We start from the raw sequence: 16,282 nt of genomic DNA on the forward strand, positions 1-16,282 counted from the left end.
ATGGACTTAGATATTTTATTTCGTAACTCGTCGTCGAAAATGAAATCGTCGGTTCAAGCGACAGACTTGGTTGTTTCTGACGACAGCACGTTAACTGAATCGATCCAAGATCTTTACGCAATCGAAGGCTTTCCCAAACCTCTTGAAGTGACTGATATTGATTTGGACGGCGCTTGGAATCAGTCAAACATCAAGTTGAACCATGTTGTATTGGACCTTCGCAGTGCACCAAACGTAATAGAGCAAGTCTCAGAGATTTCGGTTCGACTGGATGTGAACATCTCTTTACTCGTTCTATGTGATGTTGACTCGATAAAGCTGCGTAACCAAGTGCACGCTTTAGGTGCGACATATGTGCTGTGGGATTCTGAACTTGATGCGTTACTTGCGGCAATTAAGTCGACGCAAGAGGGGGAAAGCACCGTTAAAAAAACGCGTGTTGCTAAGCGTATTTTAGTACTCGGAACAAAGGGTGGAATTGGTGTTTCGTGTGTTAGTTCAGTCTTGGCTCACTCTTTGGCTGAACAAGCGAATTTAAAAACGCTTTTGGTCGATCATGACTCAGGGGCTTTGAATAGCGACATTTATATTGGTGTGAAAGGATTAAAAGCCAAACACAACAGTATCGATTTGAATCAAATTGATATCGACAGTGCCATCGCCAAGACCTACGTACATCCGGTGAAAGACAAGCTTGATTATTTGGTGTTAGAGAAGAACGTCGCTTGCCTCTCTGATCACGCGTCAACGCTTTACAACCTTTCTAATCAACTGATTGATCAATATAACTTTATTATCGATTCAGCGCCGCTGTCTTGTTACGAAGAGATGCACGATCAGGAATTGTCAGATAAGTACCATCGCATCTTTATTGTTTGTGAACCGTCGGTGTCTTCATTGCGCTCCTATAACTCTTTGAAGAAAAAGATAGGTAAATCTGAACACCAAATCATTTTCAATTTAAATAGGCCAGCAAAGGACTTTATGGTGACGCTTGCTAGCGCTAAAGAGCGGATCAAAGCCAAAGACAGCATTGACTTCATGTATGAACCGTCGCTTGAGAAGATGGTGGTCCAGCAAGGTATCAATGAGTTGCTTAAATCCAAGTCCTCGTCCGCTGTGCTGAGTATGGTCGCGACATTGACGGGTAAGAAAATTAAACCTAAATCACGCTTTAGTTTGTTTAGAAAATGAATCAATTAAAAGAAATCTACATTCAACTTCGCGATGAAATTTTCGATGCGTTGGATGCGGCGACACTCGTCGAAATCAGTAATCAAGAGCTCGAAGACCAGCTTAAAGACTCTGTGAATATCTTGATCGATAAGAAGCAGTTGCAAGTCAGCTCCTTGAAACGGGTTGATTTGGTTAAGGCACTGCTTGATGAACTGAAAGGCTTGGGACCACTGCAAGCCTTAGTCGATAACGATGATATCTCGGATATTATGATCAACGGGCCTTCGGATATTTTCATTGAAATCAATGGCAAGGTAGAACAGTCGCCGATTCAATTTGTTAACGAAAAGCAGTTAAACACTATAGCTAAGCGGATCGCCTCTAACGTAGGGCGTCGTATTGATGAATCTAAGCCACTTTGTGACGCACGTTTAATGGATGGTAGCCGTGTCAACATCGTAATACCTCCGCTGGCGATTGATGGTACTTCCATTTCTATTCGTAAGTTCAAAGAGCAGAAAATTAAGCTCGAGAATCTTGCAGAGTTTGGTGCTATGTCTGTTGAGATGGCAAAGCTATTGTCGATTGCTAGCCACTGTAAATGCAACATATTGATCTCTGGTGGTACAGGTTCAGGTAAAACAACGCTACTCAATGCGTTATCTGGTTTCATCGGTGAAGGCGAACGTATCGTTACCATAGAAGATGCTGCCGAATTGCAGCTTCAAAAACCGCATATCGTTAGGCTTGAAACTCGACAAGCCAGTGTTGAAGGTACGGGAGAAATTACTGCGCGCGATCTCGTGATCAACGCTCTTCGTATGCGCCCAGACAGAATCATTGTGGGTGAGTGTCGTGGCGGAGAAGCGTTCGAGATGCTTCAAGCAATGAATACTGGCCATGATGGGTCTATGTCGACATTGCACGCCAATACGCCACGCGACGCGATTGCTCGTACTGAAAGCATGGTGATGATGGCAACCGCGAGCCTGCCGATATCTGCAATACGCAGAACCATCGTGAGTGCAGTAGACCTGATTGTTCAGGTAAAGCGTCTTCATGATGGCAGCCGTAAGGTGATGTATATTTCGGAAATTATCGGCATGGAAGGGGATAGCGTAGTGATGGAAGATATTTTTCGTTACGAGGCGAGCTCCGATTTTAAAGATGGGAAAATGGTCGGTGAGTTTAGAACGCCTGGCTTATCTACCCGCTCTGTCATTTATGAACGTGCTAAGTTTTTCGGGCTAGAGCAAGCGGTCAGGGAGATCTTCTCATGACATTCATTCTGATTGCGTCATGGAGCGCGTTGCTGATCTACTTTCTTATTCATCGCTCTCGTCAAAACAAAAAGTTGAGTAGCTTGATCGAGATGGAGGCTGAATTCGAAGGGGTAAAGGGCGTTCGATCTGTTATTGATTCTCAGCAGTTTGAAGAGAGCTACAAAGCCAGATTCCGGAAAAGCTACAAGAAGATAGTCAAGGTATTTCAGCCTAATATGTCGCTGAAGCTTATTCTGTTTGTCTGTGTTTCTGCGTCAGCGGTGTATGCCATCAATGAGTTCTTCTTAAGACAGGATTACCTTGTTTGCCTGATGATCGCTGAGCCCGTTTTGTTCTTCGTTTTTTATAACAAGCTCAAGCAGAGACAGATGGACCGGTTTAAAACCAACTTTCCTGATGCCTTAAACATTTTGAGTGGGGCGATATCTTCTGGGCAAAGTATTATCCATGCATTTGAATATGTTGGTAAGCAACTTGATAACGAGGTAGGGAAAGAGTTCAAATTTATGGCCGAGCGCCTACTGATAGGTGAGGACCCTGATGACGTACTGGAACGAAGCAGCAATACATTCCCTTATTTAGAATATTTTTTCTTCGCTTCAACAATCCGGATCAACCTAGCACGAGGTGGTCAGCTGAAAGATGTGATCAACAAAATTAACCGACTTATGTTTGATTCGAGGGCGGTGGAGAAGAAAAAGAATGCGTTGACCTCTGAAGCGCGCGCATCAGCAAAGATTATTGCTTGCTTACCAGTAATATTCCTGATCATTTTAAAGTTCACTAGCCCAGAGAACTATAGCTTCGTTATGTTCGAAGAAGCTGGTCAGCCGATTTTTTATTACGTTCTAGTAAGTGAGTTGCTCGGGTTCTTTTGCATTTGGCTGATATTGCGAGGTGTTAACTAATGGACATGAAAACCCTGGGCATTTGGGGGGCGATATTTATAGTTTCAATGGTGCTTGCCACGTACTGCTTGCGATTTTGGGACAACACCAGAGCAAATATTGAAACCCGAAAGATCATTGGTTCGACACGCGAAGAGAAGAAACGAACCGACTTATTTAAATCGATATTATCTCGAATCAGTTTTAATAAAGATGAAACTAAACGCAAGTTAGTGGCCGCGGGTTTTTATAGTGACTTTCTCGCTGATGCTTATTACCTACTTAAAATCGTTCCTTTTAGTATCTGCTTGATTCTTATTGGCTTTGATTTTTATAGCGGAGAAACCGAAGTACTGTTTTCTTTGTTGTATTTATTGGGCGCGTTATTAGCGTTTGTTATTGCGCCCGATACTTATGTGTCTGCTCGGGGTAAAGCCAATATCAAACACATTAGTTCGAGATTACCTTTTTTACTCGACCTGATGAATGTGTGTGTTCATACCGGGATGACTATCGAATCGAGCCTGGAATACTTAGCTAAGGAACTTCATTCGGTCGATAGCAACCTTGCGCACGTCGTTCGAGTTACGGTGGAACGCTCACGTCTTGTTGGCTTGGAAAAGGCGCTAGAGGAGTTTTACGACCTTGTACCAACCAGTGAATCGCAAAGCTTTGTGATGACCATGGTGCAGAGCTTGCAGTTTGGTTCATCTGTAGGCCCTGTATTGGCAACGCTAGCGACCGATATTAGAGAATTGAACATGATGGATCTGGAAGAAAGAATTGGGAAGATGGGGGCAAAAATGTCCATCCCTCTGATCGCTTTTATCATGGTTCCTATTGTTGTTCTCATTGCTGCCCCAGGTATTTTAAGGATGTTGATGTGATTAAAAAGTATTTATTTATCACTGTGCTCTTCGCTTTACTCTCTGGTTGTACAACCGTGAATAATCAACTTGAGACCAAAGAACAACTACTCATAGGGGCCGGCGATTCGCAGAAACTTATCGAGTTCTACAAAGCAAACATACAGTCTGACCCTATATATAAAGTAAAACTCGTTAACCTGTATTTAGACCTAAAGGATATCAAGTCGGCGGAGCTATATCGCAATACCTATAGCGAGAGCAACCTTGATGATCCGGAATACATACTAACTAATGCTCGTATTTACTATCAGAAAAAGAACTTTGAACGCGCGCTAGAAGAACTAAATAAATACCGTGACGAGGGTGGTACCGAATATGAGTATCAACTTTTAACCGGAAAAATTTTGGCTCAGCAGAAGCAGTTTGTCCAAGCCATCGAACACTTTGAAGAGAGTCGTAAACAAGGTGCATCTGATAGAGAGGCCGGTAATAACATTGCCGTGGTGAAAATAATGCAGGCTGATTATTTAGGTGCGACGGACATTTTATATGACCTATATCTTTCGAATCCGAATGATCAAAGAGTGAGCTCTAACTTGATTCTTTCTTCAGTTAAATCTCAAAGGCCAGATATCGCACTCGAGGTTTTGAAACATTCAAATAGTGATGAACAAGCGCGTAAGCAACTCAAGGCGCTAATGAGGTCAATATCTAAAAGCGGAGGGAACAAGACCGTGACACAGTCAACAATAGAGATGGAACAACAGCTTATTGGCTCTCAAGCTAATTCAGGTGGCTTTGTTGCCCCAACATCACGTGTGAGCAAGCTTGATGCTACCAAAGACTTTCAAGCGTCTAAACACAGTGTGGACGGTTCGGTACTTGATCCTAGAAAACTTAAACCAAACGCAAAGCCAATTTATCGCGTACAAGTTTTGGCAACGTACACTGCGATTCCTTCAGACTTTTTGAATTATTTAAAAACAAACTATGGCTCTGTCTATTCCTATACACACGGGCTGTGGAAGCGTTACTGCATTGGTGATTTCAATAATCTGGATGAAGCCAAGGCGTTTCTCAATAGCATTGATATCAAAGGAGCATTTGTTGTTGATTACACCAAGAAAAGGTATGTCCGTTTATGAGATCGTTTAAACGAAAGCAAAAGGGTGCATTGACGGTTGAAGTCGCTATGGGTATTCCGATTTTCCTCGCGATTGTCTTCGGATGGGTTGAGATCTGCATTTTGACGTTTTCTATGAGTATGACTGACCACGCATTAACGACGGCAGTGATGCGAACCAAAAAAGCGGGTGACTCAAGTAGTAGTCAATCCATTAACTACGGGCAAATGATCAAAGATGAGTTGAACAAAGCCGGTGGAGCATTATGGAGTAACGTCGTTAAAGAGGGTAGCGTCATCATTCATGTGAACTATTTCCGAGACTACGAAGGTTTTCTGAAATGCACTGACACCTATGCCTCTGCAGACAAGTGCCCGGATAAGAAAGATGAACCAGAAGACATGGCACTTGCAGTTTACGCTTTGGAATACACTTACGATCCCATTGTGTCTATTTGGTTCCCTGATATGCCGATAAAGCGTGAAGTTATTACGATCCAAGAGTATGAAAGGTGCTCTTTCAAAATTGGTCAGGGGGCAGGCTGTGCAAGTTAAACAAAAAGGATCGTTTGCGGTTGAACTGGCGATGGTGCTTGTCTTTGCTTCTGGCATTTTCTTAGTTGTAGTGAACCACATGCTAGCGATTAACAAGAAAGGCCAATTGGACAGAGCCACATATTCAATGACCACGATTTTCGCAGAGCGGAAGCAGTTATTTAACGCCAACATGGACATTTGCGCAGGTGATTGCAGGAAAACAGAACACAACGCCTTTGCAATTGCGTCGGCTTCGATGAAGCGGATGATTCCGAACTTTGACAAAACCAAATTCGGAATGCGCATTGATGAGATAAGGCTCGAAGAGACTGCTGTTTCTGGAAGTAAAGTGAACTACCGAAGGGTTCAAAAGACACTAAGCAAAGGAAACATACAGGGTTGTGATTTTCCTGATATGAGCGATATCACCAAAGAAAAAGCGATTGAAATGCTTCCCGTCACTTCCAGAGGGCGCAGATTACCCATGTATCAGGTTTCATTGTGCTATGAGATCCCAACAAACCTGATTGGTATCGCGAACGGTGAGGTCTTCCGTCTTGTGAGCTCTTCTTATTCATTTGCGAGGGTTTAAGGTGCGTTCAATAAAAAGAAATAAGGGAGTAGCGGGTATTCTGTTCGTCGGCCTGTTACCAATGATGGTTATTTTTATGGCGTTTTCGATGCAGATGTCGCAACAGATGCTTGCGCATACCAGGTTACTGGAAGCGGCAGAGGTAGCGAGCCTTGCTCTTATCGCAAGCCCTAGAGAGGATGAAGAGAACAACGTTAAGTATGCACGCTACTTAGTTGATCGTTATGTTGTCGATAATACAGATGATGTCGATGTAGCGGTGTATACCAGTAAATGTGAGTACAAAGATGGTTGTGTACAAGCAAGTGGTGAGCTTGCACCGTTCAGCGACTTTGTGGTGAGTGCGACGGCCAAATACACGTCTTGGATTGCATACGAAGACGTAAATTTAAAGCCTGAATTTTCAGTCAGTGGCCGAGCTGTGACGCGCAAATATCTTCCTCAGCCAGTAGACGTCTACTTTATTGGTGACTTTAGTGGATCTATGGGCAACTCGTGGAAGAACGGCAAAATGAAGTTAGATGTCGTGAAAGAAACCATTAAGCGAGTCGTTGATGATATTGAAGAGTTTAATACCGAAGAAAAAAGCAGAGTCGCCTTGCTTGGGTACAACCCTCTTCATGTTAAACAAGACGATGAGATAGTGAGGCTTAACGCTTATGGCTATCGGAGCGCCTGGAGAAAGAAATACGCTTATGACTACGCTCGAAACTCTCCCGGGACAACAGTGAGACGAATGTTTGATAAACCAATCTTGTATGACGAGATCATCGAACCATCGTATGGAATGAGTCGATATGAAGTAGAGCGACTTTATAAGCGAAACAATGATTTTGATGATTACTACAAGTTTTACGATATTCCACTGACTGAGGATTATGACAATTTTCGAGCTCAGTTAATGAGCACTCAGTTGAAAGCTGGTGGAGGTACCTCTTCTTGGAATGGAATCATTGCTGCGGCACAAGAAGCCAATAAAGCGACCAACCTTAACCCTGAACAGGTGTTCATTGTGTTATCCGATGGTAGTGACAGCGACGAGACCTATTTACAGAAGTTAGTGGATCAGGGGTTATGTAAAAAGCTGCGCTCAACCATTTCAGCGAAACGGAATCGTTTCCAAAGCAATGCGCCAACTGAAGCTGAGAAAACGAAAGTGACAATGGGTGTTATTGGTATTAACTACCGCGTCCAAGCAAGTGATGGTTTTGGAGACTGCTTCGGCAAGAAAAACATTTATCACGCCAAAGATGGTGAAGATGTGTACAAGTATATTTTGAATTTGATTAATGAAGAAACAGGAAAACTTAAGGATTAACATGAGATACCTAGTGATGATTTCTATGATGTTGCTCTCTCCAATGGGCTATGCGAATTGCTTGGGCAATGTCGATGAGTACATAACATCGACCACGTTAGTCTCTTCTCATGTTGTGACAACTCAAGTAACGGGTAAATTGTTAGAGCGTGATGAAAGACCGAAGAATGAGCTGCTCAATAAAGAGAGCGAGGTGATCCAAGTCGCGGCTCAAGACGATGTGTGTTTCTATGATAAAGCGACACAATCTCTAGTACTTAATTATCCAATCAACGTGTATCAGTTGGATGAAAGTCATAAACAAGTACTAGAACAATACCTAAGTTTAGTCGGCGATAAGTCAAAGATTTTTATTGAAGGGCACGCTGACAGTCTTGGTAGTGAAAGCTACAACAAAGCCCTTTCGTCACGTCGTGCGGGGCAGGTCGCTAGCTACTTAAAGGAAGATCTTCGCCAAGGAACTCGCATCGTCGAATATGCTTACGGAGAAAGTGCGCCGATATGTAAGGTTGCGGACAACAAGGCAACAGGTTGCAATCGACGAGTTGTCATCACCGTTAAGTCATAATGGGTTTTGTTTTCATTGTCTGTGTTTTTATTCTCTGGGCTGCGGCCTTGAGTGGTGTATAACGATACTCGAATCTACCAAAAGGGGGCAAATATAGGCTCCCTTTTTAGTCTTATTATATCTGTGAATTACTACACCGCTAAGCTACTAAGCTACTAAGCCATAGGCTCTGCTTGCTCTTGAATTGACTCTGAGGGCGCAAGATATTGGCACAGCTCTTCGTATGGGATAGGGCGTGAGAAGTAGTAGCCTTGCATCAAATCACAACCGCAGTCTTTAAGGATCGCGAAGTGTTCGCTCGATTCCACACCTTCTGCTAACACCACCATTCCGAAGTTCTTACCGATAGCAATAATGTTCTGCACCATAGTCAATGATTGCTGGTCTATCGCAATATTCTCTATGAAGCTTTTATCGATTTTAAGCTCGTCGATAGGCAGTGCTTTCAACATACTCAATGATGAATAACCGGTACCAAAATCATCCAGAGAGATCTTAATGTGGTTCTTTTTGAGGCCTTCGAAAATTGGTTTAACCAAATTAACATCTTCGATGAACAAGCTCTCTGTGATTTCTAGCGTTAAACAGCTTGGTGAGAACTGGTATTTCTCAAGCGTGGATAACAGGTGTTCAGAGAACGATTTATGCGAGAACTGCCTAACCGAGATGTTGATCGATAACCCGATCTCTTGATCGGTCGTTCTATGCAAATGAGCGATTTGCATAATACTTGACTCGATTATAAACGTGCCGAGTTTATGCATTAAGCCAGTGCTCTCTGCGACGGGGATAAACACATCGGGTGGAACAAAACCTAACTCGTCATCAACCCAGCGCACAAGAGCTTCCACACCATCAATACTCTCATCTGTTCGTACTAAAGGTTGGAAAGCCATAAACAGTGTCTGTTTCTCGATAGCAATACGCAGCCTTTGTTCAACTTTCATCTTGTAGAGGTGGGCATCTTGCATTGCTGTAGTGAAAATGCTGTATGAGTTTTGCTGCTGTTTGGCTTTGTACATTGAGATGTCGGCAGAGCGAAGCAGACTATCGAGATCTTTACCATGCTCAGGGAAACGTGCAATTCCGATGCTACAGCCCAATAGGAATTGAGAGTTTTGCACTTCATAGGGTTGAGAAAGTACCTCGATGATACGCTCTGCGAGTCGTTTAATTTCAGACTCGCTGGTTATTGGAGTTAAAAACAGAAACTCGTCGCTCGATTCACGTACCAATAGGCTCAATCGAGAGCGGAATCGCATTAAACGTAACGCTATTTGTTTAAGAACCTTGTCACCAAAATCATGCCCGTGCGTATCGTTTACGCATTTAAAGTTATCGATATCGATGAACAGCAGTGAGAATTGCTCTGACTCACTTGCCACCCATTTATCGATGTTCTTACGCATGTATAAACGGTTTGGCAGCGTAGTGAGAGGGTCGTGGTTCGCTTGGTAGATAAGTTGGCTGCGAGTGCGCTGCTCATTCTTCGCAATAGACTTAACCAAAATGTAGAAACCACACTGGATCAAAATAAAAATAATGAAAAGAATGCCAAATTCTTCGATAAAGACGGTATCGACGTGTGCGAGGTCGGTGCGACCAACGACCCAAAGCTTATAATCCGGCAGGTACTTAGCGCTCAGTAGAGAGTGGAATTTATTATCACTAACAACAAATGAGTAGGTCTCTTTTCCCGTTTTCGCTTCTTGTACAGTAGCGCTGACTTGCTCTGAAAAGTTAACGCTCACGCGCTGAAGCAGGTCGCTGTCTACTGGTTTTAGGTAAGCATCAAGAGACTCGATGTCACTAGAAAAGAACTGACGGTACTTATCTTGTCGTAACAAGGTCAGTGTGTTGTAACTGCCAGCATGCGCGTTGTTTTCAAATACTATGGTGCTATCTAAACGTAATCCCGCGGTCATCACGGCATCAATGCTATTACCATCCACTGAAATCGATTTTCTTAACGGAATCACTAGGCTATCTAGGGACTTTTGAAAATAGGTTCGCCCTAAAACCATCCTGTCACTTGAAAGCGCTTCTAGAAAGGAGTCTCGAGTTTGTGGAAGCTCAAGTAAGTTGTCTTGGTCTGCCAGTTTGAGGTTTGAGCTAACAGATAAGTAATCGCCCTGTGTGTTAAGTAGGCCAAATGCAGCAATCGCTGGATGAGTCTCAAGCAACTTATCCAATATTGGACGAATCTGAATAGCGGCGGTACGAGTGAAGTCAGACTGTTGGGCCAATTGGTGTCCAACGACTTCTAGGAGTGCCTCTTGGCTTGTGAGCAGTGAACTGACAGAGCTAGAAAACAGCTCTACTTGGATATGCTGCTGCTCAATGAAGTCTTCTCTATTGGCTTGCCACTTTGTTACACCTAGCACAGTGAAAAGTATCAAGGTGAGCAGTACGACTAGAGCGTACAGCGACCAGATATTTTTCTTAAATAGAGCCATGGAATGCCTTTTTTGGTTACGACTTTGAACAGAGTGCACGAGACAAACTATTGGGCGCCAATATGATGTATTAAGTTTGTAAGACACATCGATAATGACTAATGATTAAATAGTGTAACGACTAGATATCGGGATTCTTGAGTAAAAAATTAACATTCATATCAACAATAATGGTTAGTGTTTGATTAATCGAAGTTTATTGTTGGTGCATTACTGGGAGTTTAGCCGAGAGCCGTTACGATATAATAACAAAGAGCTTACCCATGTTTGGAGTAAGCTCATTATGCATGCGAAGTATATTCTAATAGTGGCAGTAAGCGAAGTTGAATTACTGGTTAGTTACGGCGATAGGCAGGTTTTCGTTAGCGCCCCATTCTGTCCATGAGCCATCGTAAACTCCCATTTCGCCCGAGTATCCCGCCAATTTAGCGGCTAACAAAATGATGCAGGCAGTCACACCTGAACCACAGCTAAAGAACATCGGTTGAGTTGGTGTTAAGTCCAACGTAGAAAAGACCTCCACAAGCTCGCTCTGAGGTTTCAACTTACCGTTATTCAGCACTTGTGCGAATGGTAGACAAACTGAGTTTGGAATATGTCCACTGCGTAATCCTGCTCTTGGCTCAGGCACTTCTGAATCGAAACGAGCTTGAGACCGCGCATCTAGAATATTGGCACTTTTCTCCTCTGAATAGCTTAGGACTTGCTTTGCATCCACGAAGTAGTTGTCTTGAATGTTGCCTTCGAAATTACCTGGCGTGACTTCTGCTCTGTACGATGTGTCTGTTGCGTAACCCGCTTCAATCCATGCAGGTAAGCCACCATCTAAGATGTAAACATCCTGATGTCCCATTGCCATAAACATCCACCAAGCGCGAGGCGAAGCGAAAGTACCCGAGTTATCGTAAACCACAATGGTGCTGTCTTGGTTGATACCAATTTCACGTGCACGAGTGTTGAAGTGTTTTTCGGAAGGGAACATGTGAGGAAGTAGGGTGTGTTTGTTGCTGAAGTCTTTGTCGTAGTCGAAACGAATTGCTCCGGGAATCATTTGCCCTTTGATCTTTTCAGACTCACTTGGAATTTGAAATTCGATACTGGCGTCTAGGAGGATGATGTTGTCTTGCTCTAACAAACGTTGTTGAAGTTGTTCTGGTGAAATGAGTGGCTGATTCATTCTTATTGTATCCATTCTTGTTGTAGTTATAGCTGTTGTTATATCGACGGCTAAGGTGCAGCTCTACAGTGGATGAACTGATAGCTGCTTTGTCCGGTGATTTGGTTACTTAATGTATCAAGTGAGACTACAGAATCAATAGGGCAGTCTGTGGTCGGTGCAATGGATACGCGAAATACACTGTTGTCTCGAGTTTGAACCGTAAGATAGCGCCTGTGGCCATCTAATGACTGAGTGAGTGTATTCGAAATCACTTTGGCTTCAATACGTTGCCCCGTCTTTGACGTTAACGGGAAATGGGTAAGGGCAATTAATACGCCGACACCACACATTAAAATAAGTAGACCTATTTTTAACTGTTTCATGAGAGTAAGTCTTTGAAGGTTATCTTGAAAATATAAGTTAGATTCGAAATAAAGTGAATGAACGCCTATCAGATAATTTTCAGTGTTATTGGTTTGAAACGATCAAAAAAGTGAGCATTGCTGCTCACTTTTAGTTGCTGATATTCGAAACTAAACTTTCATTACCACACGATCTGAGAGTTGCTGCTCGATACTACTTTTTGTAGAGGTGGCTGCCCATCGTAAAACCAAATCTCAACGAGAAGTGAATCGTGGTTGACTGGGCTCGCGAAGTTAGAGGCGAACACACCATTGTTTAATGATCCTGCAATCACTTTGCTTGAGTAGTCTGGTTTCAATGTCGAGTCGTCACGAGCACTAAAACGGCTATACACGGTAACAAATGAACGGTCTGTTGAAATACTACTGATGTCGATGTCGATATCGAACTGCTCGACAGAGCTGTAATCAAAACCATCGGGTACCACTAAATCACTCATAGTGTAAGTTGGTTCCGCTGCTGCACTGGCTACTGGAGACGGTGATGGCGTTGCAGTTACTGGCGTTGCAGGTGTCGCCGGTGATGATGGTGAAGGAGAAGCCGTGCTGCCACCACCGCCACCTCCGCCCCCACCACAACCTGCAAGTAGGAGTGGGGCTGTAGCTAAAACTACGGTCATTGTTTTCTTCATGTTCCAAGAGCTTTGTGCAGACATATTATTTTCCTTAGAGAGGTTGCTTCTCAACTCAACGTTATGATGTTCGCGATTATGTTTATCTTTGATACTCATGACGTCTCTCCTTATGGCTCGTAACATTGGTTGTCTGCTGGTGATGTGTACCAAGTTTGGTTATTGTCACCACCTGACTCTGCCCACTGCTTAAACTCTGGGTAAGCAGTTACGATATCCACGTATTCTTGTGGCCATTCCCACTCTTCTGTTGACGTGATAATCAGTGCCCAAGGGTGGTTTTCTGCTGTTTTGAAATATTTACCTGTTGCTGGGTCGCTATCGTCAACACCGATTCCAGAATCAAATAGGTTCACTGTGTCAAAGGCCTCGGTTGGTGCTTGGTCTGGCAAGTGAACTTCCCAACTACGTCCTGGGTGCATCGGTAGGTTGTCGCCGTGATAGTAGCCCGGTGTTGCAAAAATGAAGGGGTCGTAAGGCATGTCTGTCCACGACGCAGTACTCACACCGTCGCCTGATAAGTTGATACCGATTTGGAATGCGAACTGTTCATCTTCTTTACAAGCGTTGCTTGTACGGTAGAAGGCGCATGAAGTATTCGCTTTTTCAGACAAATCTTCAGCGGCGATAAAGATAGCTTCACTACGACCGTCTTCCATACCTAAATCGGTGAATACGCCATTGTGTTTCATGTATGAGTTAACGGTATCTACCGAGCTTGGTGCAAGGTTTGGTAGGCGAATCGCAAAGCCATTTTTGTAGGTTGCCCCTACAGCCGCTAGGCGACCATCGATGGTAGACTTAACAACCTTACCGTCTTTTAAGATCTCAGTGATGCGATACATGATAACGGCATCATTCATGTCATAGTCGGCTTTATAAGGCCAATTGTCTTCATATGCTAGGGTGGCGTAGCCAGAAGCACTTGGGAAGTAACGAGCCGTTGCACCATCATTAAGAACATCGACTTGAATATCGACCACCTCACCAGAGGTAGAACCGCCAAAGTAGCTCAGGTTAGTTTGTTGGCTGAATCTGAATCGAGCCCAAGTGGTACCTGTTAAGGCATTAATATCGACATTTAAGAATAAGTCGTTCTCACCGGCCGCCAATAAGTAGTCGGTAAAGACTTGTTCGTTGGCGCCGTCGAAACTACCGTCTTGGTTCCAATCTATCCAAGCTGAAAGATAGCCCGTTGTTGAAGCTTCAATAATTACCTTCGAATCGAGGCCAGCTTCAAGTGCGGTTACAAAACCGATACCACCGTTCGCCCACTCATCATCCACTCCAACGGTTTCATCTGATTGAGGTGTGACATAACCATCCAAATCCGCATCTGGAGGCGTTGTACCTAACTATGTGATGCCATCAAGCTCATGTCGAGGACCGTTGCTAGCGAGAAGAGTTAGGTAGCTGTCTGGCGCGTCACCGAAGTCGATGTTTGAGTCTTCATCAACAACAGGTGCATTAGCACAACGAGCACCATCGTTTTGACCAGAAATTGGGCCATTCGGTACAAATTCATCGGCTGGAACAATACCTGCTGCGATATTGGCAGCGTTGTCGGGAGATAGGTTGATTCGGTAAATTTTACCGTCTTGATTTCGAGATACGTAATAGTAGCCATTGACATCAAAATAGCCAGCACCGAACGTACCTAACTCGCCGGTGTCGCCGATGTAGGTTTCGGCACCAGTTGTAGGGTTGAAGCTGTATAAGCCACCAGAGTTATTATCGATACCATATAGAGAGCCATCGCTTGGGTGGAAAGCGAAATCAGTTAATTTGACAGTTGCTGGGCTGCCTACAATTTTGTTAACGGTAACTGTCGCATTTGGATCGGTATCTAAAGGCGATAGATCAACCGTGAACAGCCCTTTACCAGTGCGGTACAGGTAGTAAACATGATCGTAAACGTCACCCACATAGAAGGTATGGTCTGTTGGCAGTCCACTGGTGTTGATGACTTCTGCTTGGAAATCCTTGCCTAGGCGCACCAAACGTTTGTTGGTGGTGTCATAACCGTATATGTATCTATCTTCGAAATCAAAACCGACACCGTTAATGTTAGCGTTCATCCCCGTGTCGTCTTCGAGAAGGGTCGTTGAACCAGTCACTAGGTTAACGCCCCAAACTTCAACGGGGGTGGATTGAAAGAGGTATGCCTTACTCGGGCAAGTATCGAATGGCGCTGCGTTGGCGACCAGTGGCGCGCTCAATAGCAAACTTAACGTTGTAATTCTCATATCTACATCCTTGTGATGGAAGGTCTAGATACTTAATCAAGTAATGTGCCATTTTTAAGTTGTTGATTTTAATGCTTTTTATTTTTGATAATTCAAGTTTTTGTTGTTTTCTCAAAATGAGAATTCAAATGAAACTAATCTCTTAATAACTATTTCAATTTGATAACCTTGAGTAGAAGCTAAACTTCAGACATAAAAAAGCCCTGACTTATCGTCAAGGCTTAGGCTCTCGATAGGGGGATATGGTTTAGTCTATCCACACACCGAACAGTTAGGCATCTTCATTAAGTTCATCTCACGCCAGCTGTGAGACATGGCATCGAGAATCAAAAGTTTGCCTTGTTTTGGTTGTCCAAACTTAGCGATAACTTTGATCGCTTCCAAAGCTTGAGCTGCGCCCACCATACCGACAACAGGAGCCATTACACCAGCTTCCACACAGCTAAGTGCAGCGTTGCCGAACAGAGCGCTCAAACACTGGTAGCAAGGTGCATTGTCATCTTGATAAGTGAATACGCTAATCTGACCTTCCATGCGAATTGCAGCACCAGAAACTAAAGGCGTTTTAGATGCGTAACATAAGCGGTTCAATTGATTGCGCGTTTCAACGTTGTCGCTGGCATCAAGTACTAACGAATGCGCTTCAATGAGCTTTGCTAGTGCCTCGTCATCAAGTCTGTGGTCGACCGTTTCAACTCTAAGGTGTGGGTTTAAAACCTGTAATGATTCAGCGGCTGAAACGACTTTCTTCTTACCAATATCAGCATCGGTGTGAAGCACTTGTCGTTGCAAGTTTGAAAGCTCAACAATATCATCGTCGATCAATGTCAGCTTACCAATGCCTGCAGTCGCAAGGTATTGAGCAGAGGCGCAGCCTAAGCCACCTGCACCTAACACCAAAATCGAGCTCTGTTTCAGCGCTTCTTGACCCTCAAAATCAAACTGCTTGAGAATGATCTGGCGGTTATAGCGAAGCATTTCCGCATCAGACAAAATTTCCATCAGCAAGCCTCG

At 43.7% G+C, this 16,282-nt stretch carries 14 protein-coding genes and 1 pseudogene; 9 read left to right on the forward strand and 6 right to left on the reverse strand.

Annotated features, from left to right (window positions below):
- From F0232_RS01800 to F0232_RS01840, 9 genes are read left to right on the forward strand one after another with little or no spacing between them, the layout of a single operon-like run.
- Positions 1-1,194, forward strand: coding sequence for an AAA family ATPase (locus F0232_RS01800; RefSeq protein ID WP_060980417.1), 1,194 nt, complete (start codon positions 1-3; stop codon positions 1,192-1,194).
- On the forward strand, positions 1,191-2,456 hold the full coding sequence (locus tag F0232_RS01805; protein ID WP_061032344.1) for a CpaF family protein: 1,266 nt from the start codon (positions 1,191-1,193) through the stop codon (positions 2,454-2,456). The genes F0232_RS01800 and F0232_RS01805 overlap by 4 nt, the downstream gene beginning before the upstream one ends.
- A complete protein-coding gene (locus tag F0232_RS01810; RefSeq protein ID WP_061032345.1) occupies positions 2,453-3,367 on the forward strand; it encodes a type II secretion system F family protein in 915 nt (304 codons plus the stop codon). Before F0232_RS01805 ends, F0232_RS01810 begins: the two co-directional genes overlap by 4 nt.
- Positions 3,367-4,233: a type II secretion system F family protein gene (locus F0232_RS01815; protein WP_061032346.1), complete on the forward strand. Its 867-nt coding sequence runs from the start codon at positions 3,367-3,369 to the stop codon at positions 4,231-4,233. Before F0232_RS01810 ends, F0232_RS01815 begins: the two co-directional genes overlap by 1 nt.
- Positions 4,230-5,360, forward strand: a complete 1,131-nt coding sequence (locus tag F0232_RS01820) for a lipopolysaccharide assembly protein LapB (RefSeq protein WP_081090324.1) — start codon at positions 4,230-4,232, stop codon at positions 5,358-5,360. The genes F0232_RS01815 and F0232_RS01820 overlap by 4 nt, the downstream gene beginning before the upstream one ends.
- Positions 5,357-5,893 (forward strand): TadE/TadG family type IV pilus assembly protein, encoded by a 537-nt coding sequence (locus F0232_RS01825; protein WP_061016700.1) that lies wholly within the window; start codon positions 5,357-5,359, stop codon positions 5,891-5,893. Before F0232_RS01820 ends, F0232_RS01825 begins: the two co-directional genes overlap by 4 nt.
- On the forward strand, positions 5,883-6,467 hold the full coding sequence (tadF, locus tag F0232_RS01830) for a tight adherence pilus pseudopilin TadF (protein ID WP_061032347.1): 585 nt from the start codon (positions 5,883-5,885) through the stop codon (positions 6,465-6,467). Before F0232_RS01825 ends, tadF begins: the two co-directional genes overlap by 11 nt.
- Position 6,468: 1 nt before the next feature.
- Positions 6,469-7,785 carry a TadE/TadG family type IV pilus assembly protein gene (locus F0232_RS01835; RefSeq protein ID WP_116871397.1) on the forward strand — a complete coding sequence of 439 codons (1,317 nt, stop codon included), beginning with the start codon at positions 6,469-6,471 and terminating at the stop codon, positions 7,783-7,785.
- Position 7,786: 1 nt separating this feature from the next.
- Positions 7,787-8,353, forward strand: coding sequence for an OmpA family protein (locus tag F0232_RS01840; RefSeq protein WP_061032348.1), 567 nt, complete (start codon positions 7,787-7,789; stop codon positions 8,351-8,353).
- Between the two features lie 155 nt (positions 8,354-8,508).
- Here the strand turns inward: F0232_RS01840 and F0232_RS01845 are convergent, their stop codons facing one another.
- The 6 genes and pseudogenes from F0232_RS01845 to moeB form a co-directional block, all read right to left on the reverse strand.
- Entirely contained in the window at positions 8,509-10,809 is a 2,301-nt protein-coding gene (locus tag F0232_RS01845) for a bifunctional diguanylate cyclase/phosphodiesterase (protein WP_105058323.1), read from the reverse strand.
- Positions 10,810-11,137: 328 nt separating this feature from the next.
- The gene (locus F0232_RS01850; RefSeq protein ID WP_105058322.1) at positions 11,138-11,986 is read right to left on the reverse strand and encodes a sulfurtransferase; all 849 of its coding nucleotides are present in this window, start codon (positions 11,984-11,986) and stop codon (positions 11,138-11,140) included.
- A 50-nt stretch (positions 11,987-12,036) separates the two neighbouring features.
- Complete coding sequence (locus tag F0232_RS01855) at positions 12,037-12,351, reverse strand: hypothetical protein (RefSeq protein ID WP_105058321.1); 315 nt, start codon at positions 12,349-12,351, stop codon at positions 12,037-12,039.
- Between the two features lie 161 nt (positions 12,352-12,512).
- Entirely contained in the window at positions 12,513-13,121 is a 609-nt protein-coding gene (locus F0232_RS01860; protein WP_105058320.1) for a hypothetical protein, read from the reverse strand.
- 11 nt (positions 13,122-13,132) lie between these two features.
- A pseudogene (locus F0232_RS01865) lies at positions 13,133-15,268 on the reverse strand (LruC domain-containing protein).
- A 252-nt stretch (positions 15,269-15,520) separates the two neighbouring features.
- Positions 15,521-16,270 (reverse strand): molybdopterin-synthase adenylyltransferase MoeB, encoded by a 750-nt coding sequence (moeB, locus tag F0232_RS01870; protein WP_061032376.1) that lies wholly within the window; start codon positions 16,268-16,270, stop codon positions 15,521-15,523.
- Positions 16,271-16,282 lie beyond the last annotated feature (12 nt).

The organism is Vibrio sp. T3Y01 (assembly GCF_013114525.1).
Lineage (GTDB): Bacteria > Pseudomonadota > Gammaproteobacteria > Enterobacterales > Vibrionaceae > Vibrio > Vibrio chagasii_B.

Excerpts from the sequence above, each read along its gene's own strand:
- F0232_RS01840 (WP_061032348.1), top strand. The coding sequence starts at position 7,787 with ATGAGATACCTAGTGATGATTTCTATGATGTTGCTCTCTCCAATGGGC.
- F0232_RS01855 (WP_105058321.1), bottom strand. The coding sequence starts at position 12,351 with ATGAAACAGTTAAAAATAGGTCTACTTATTTTAATGTGTGGTGTCGGC.
- F0232_RS01805 (WP_061032344.1), top strand. The coding sequence starts at position 1,191 with ATGAATCAATTAAAAGAAATCTACATTCAACTTCGCGATGAAATTTTC.
- F0232_RS01860 (WP_105058320.1), bottom strand. The coding sequence starts at position 13,121 with ATGAGTATCAAAGATAAACATAATCGCGAACATCATAACGTTGAGTTG.
- F0232_RS01825 (WP_061016700.1), top strand. The coding sequence starts at position 5,357 with ATGAGATCGTTTAAACGAAAGCAAAAGGGTGCATTGACGGTTGAAGTC.
- moeB (WP_061032376.1), bottom strand. The coding sequence starts at position 16,270 with ATGGAAATTTTGTCTGATGCGGAAATGCTTCGCTATAACCGCCAGATC.
- F0232_RS01800 (WP_060980417.1), top strand. The coding sequence starts at position 1 with ATGGACTTAGATATTTTATTTCGTAACTCGTCGTCGAAAATGAAATCG.
- F0232_RS01815 (WP_061032346.1), top strand. The coding sequence starts at position 3,367 with ATGGACATGAAAACCCTGGGCATTTGGGGGGCGATATTTATAGTTTCA.
- F0232_RS01850 (WP_105058322.1), bottom strand. The coding sequence starts at position 11,986 with ATGAATCAGCCACTCATTTCACCAGAACAACTTCAACAACGTTTGTTA.
- F0232_RS01845 (WP_105058323.1), bottom strand. The coding sequence starts at position 10,809 with ATGGCTCTATTTAAGAAAAATATCTGGTCGCTGTACGCTCTAGTCGTA.
- F0232_RS01810 (WP_061032345.1), top strand. The coding sequence starts at position 2,453 with ATGACATTCATTCTGATTGCGTCATGGAGCGCGTTGCTGATCTACTTT.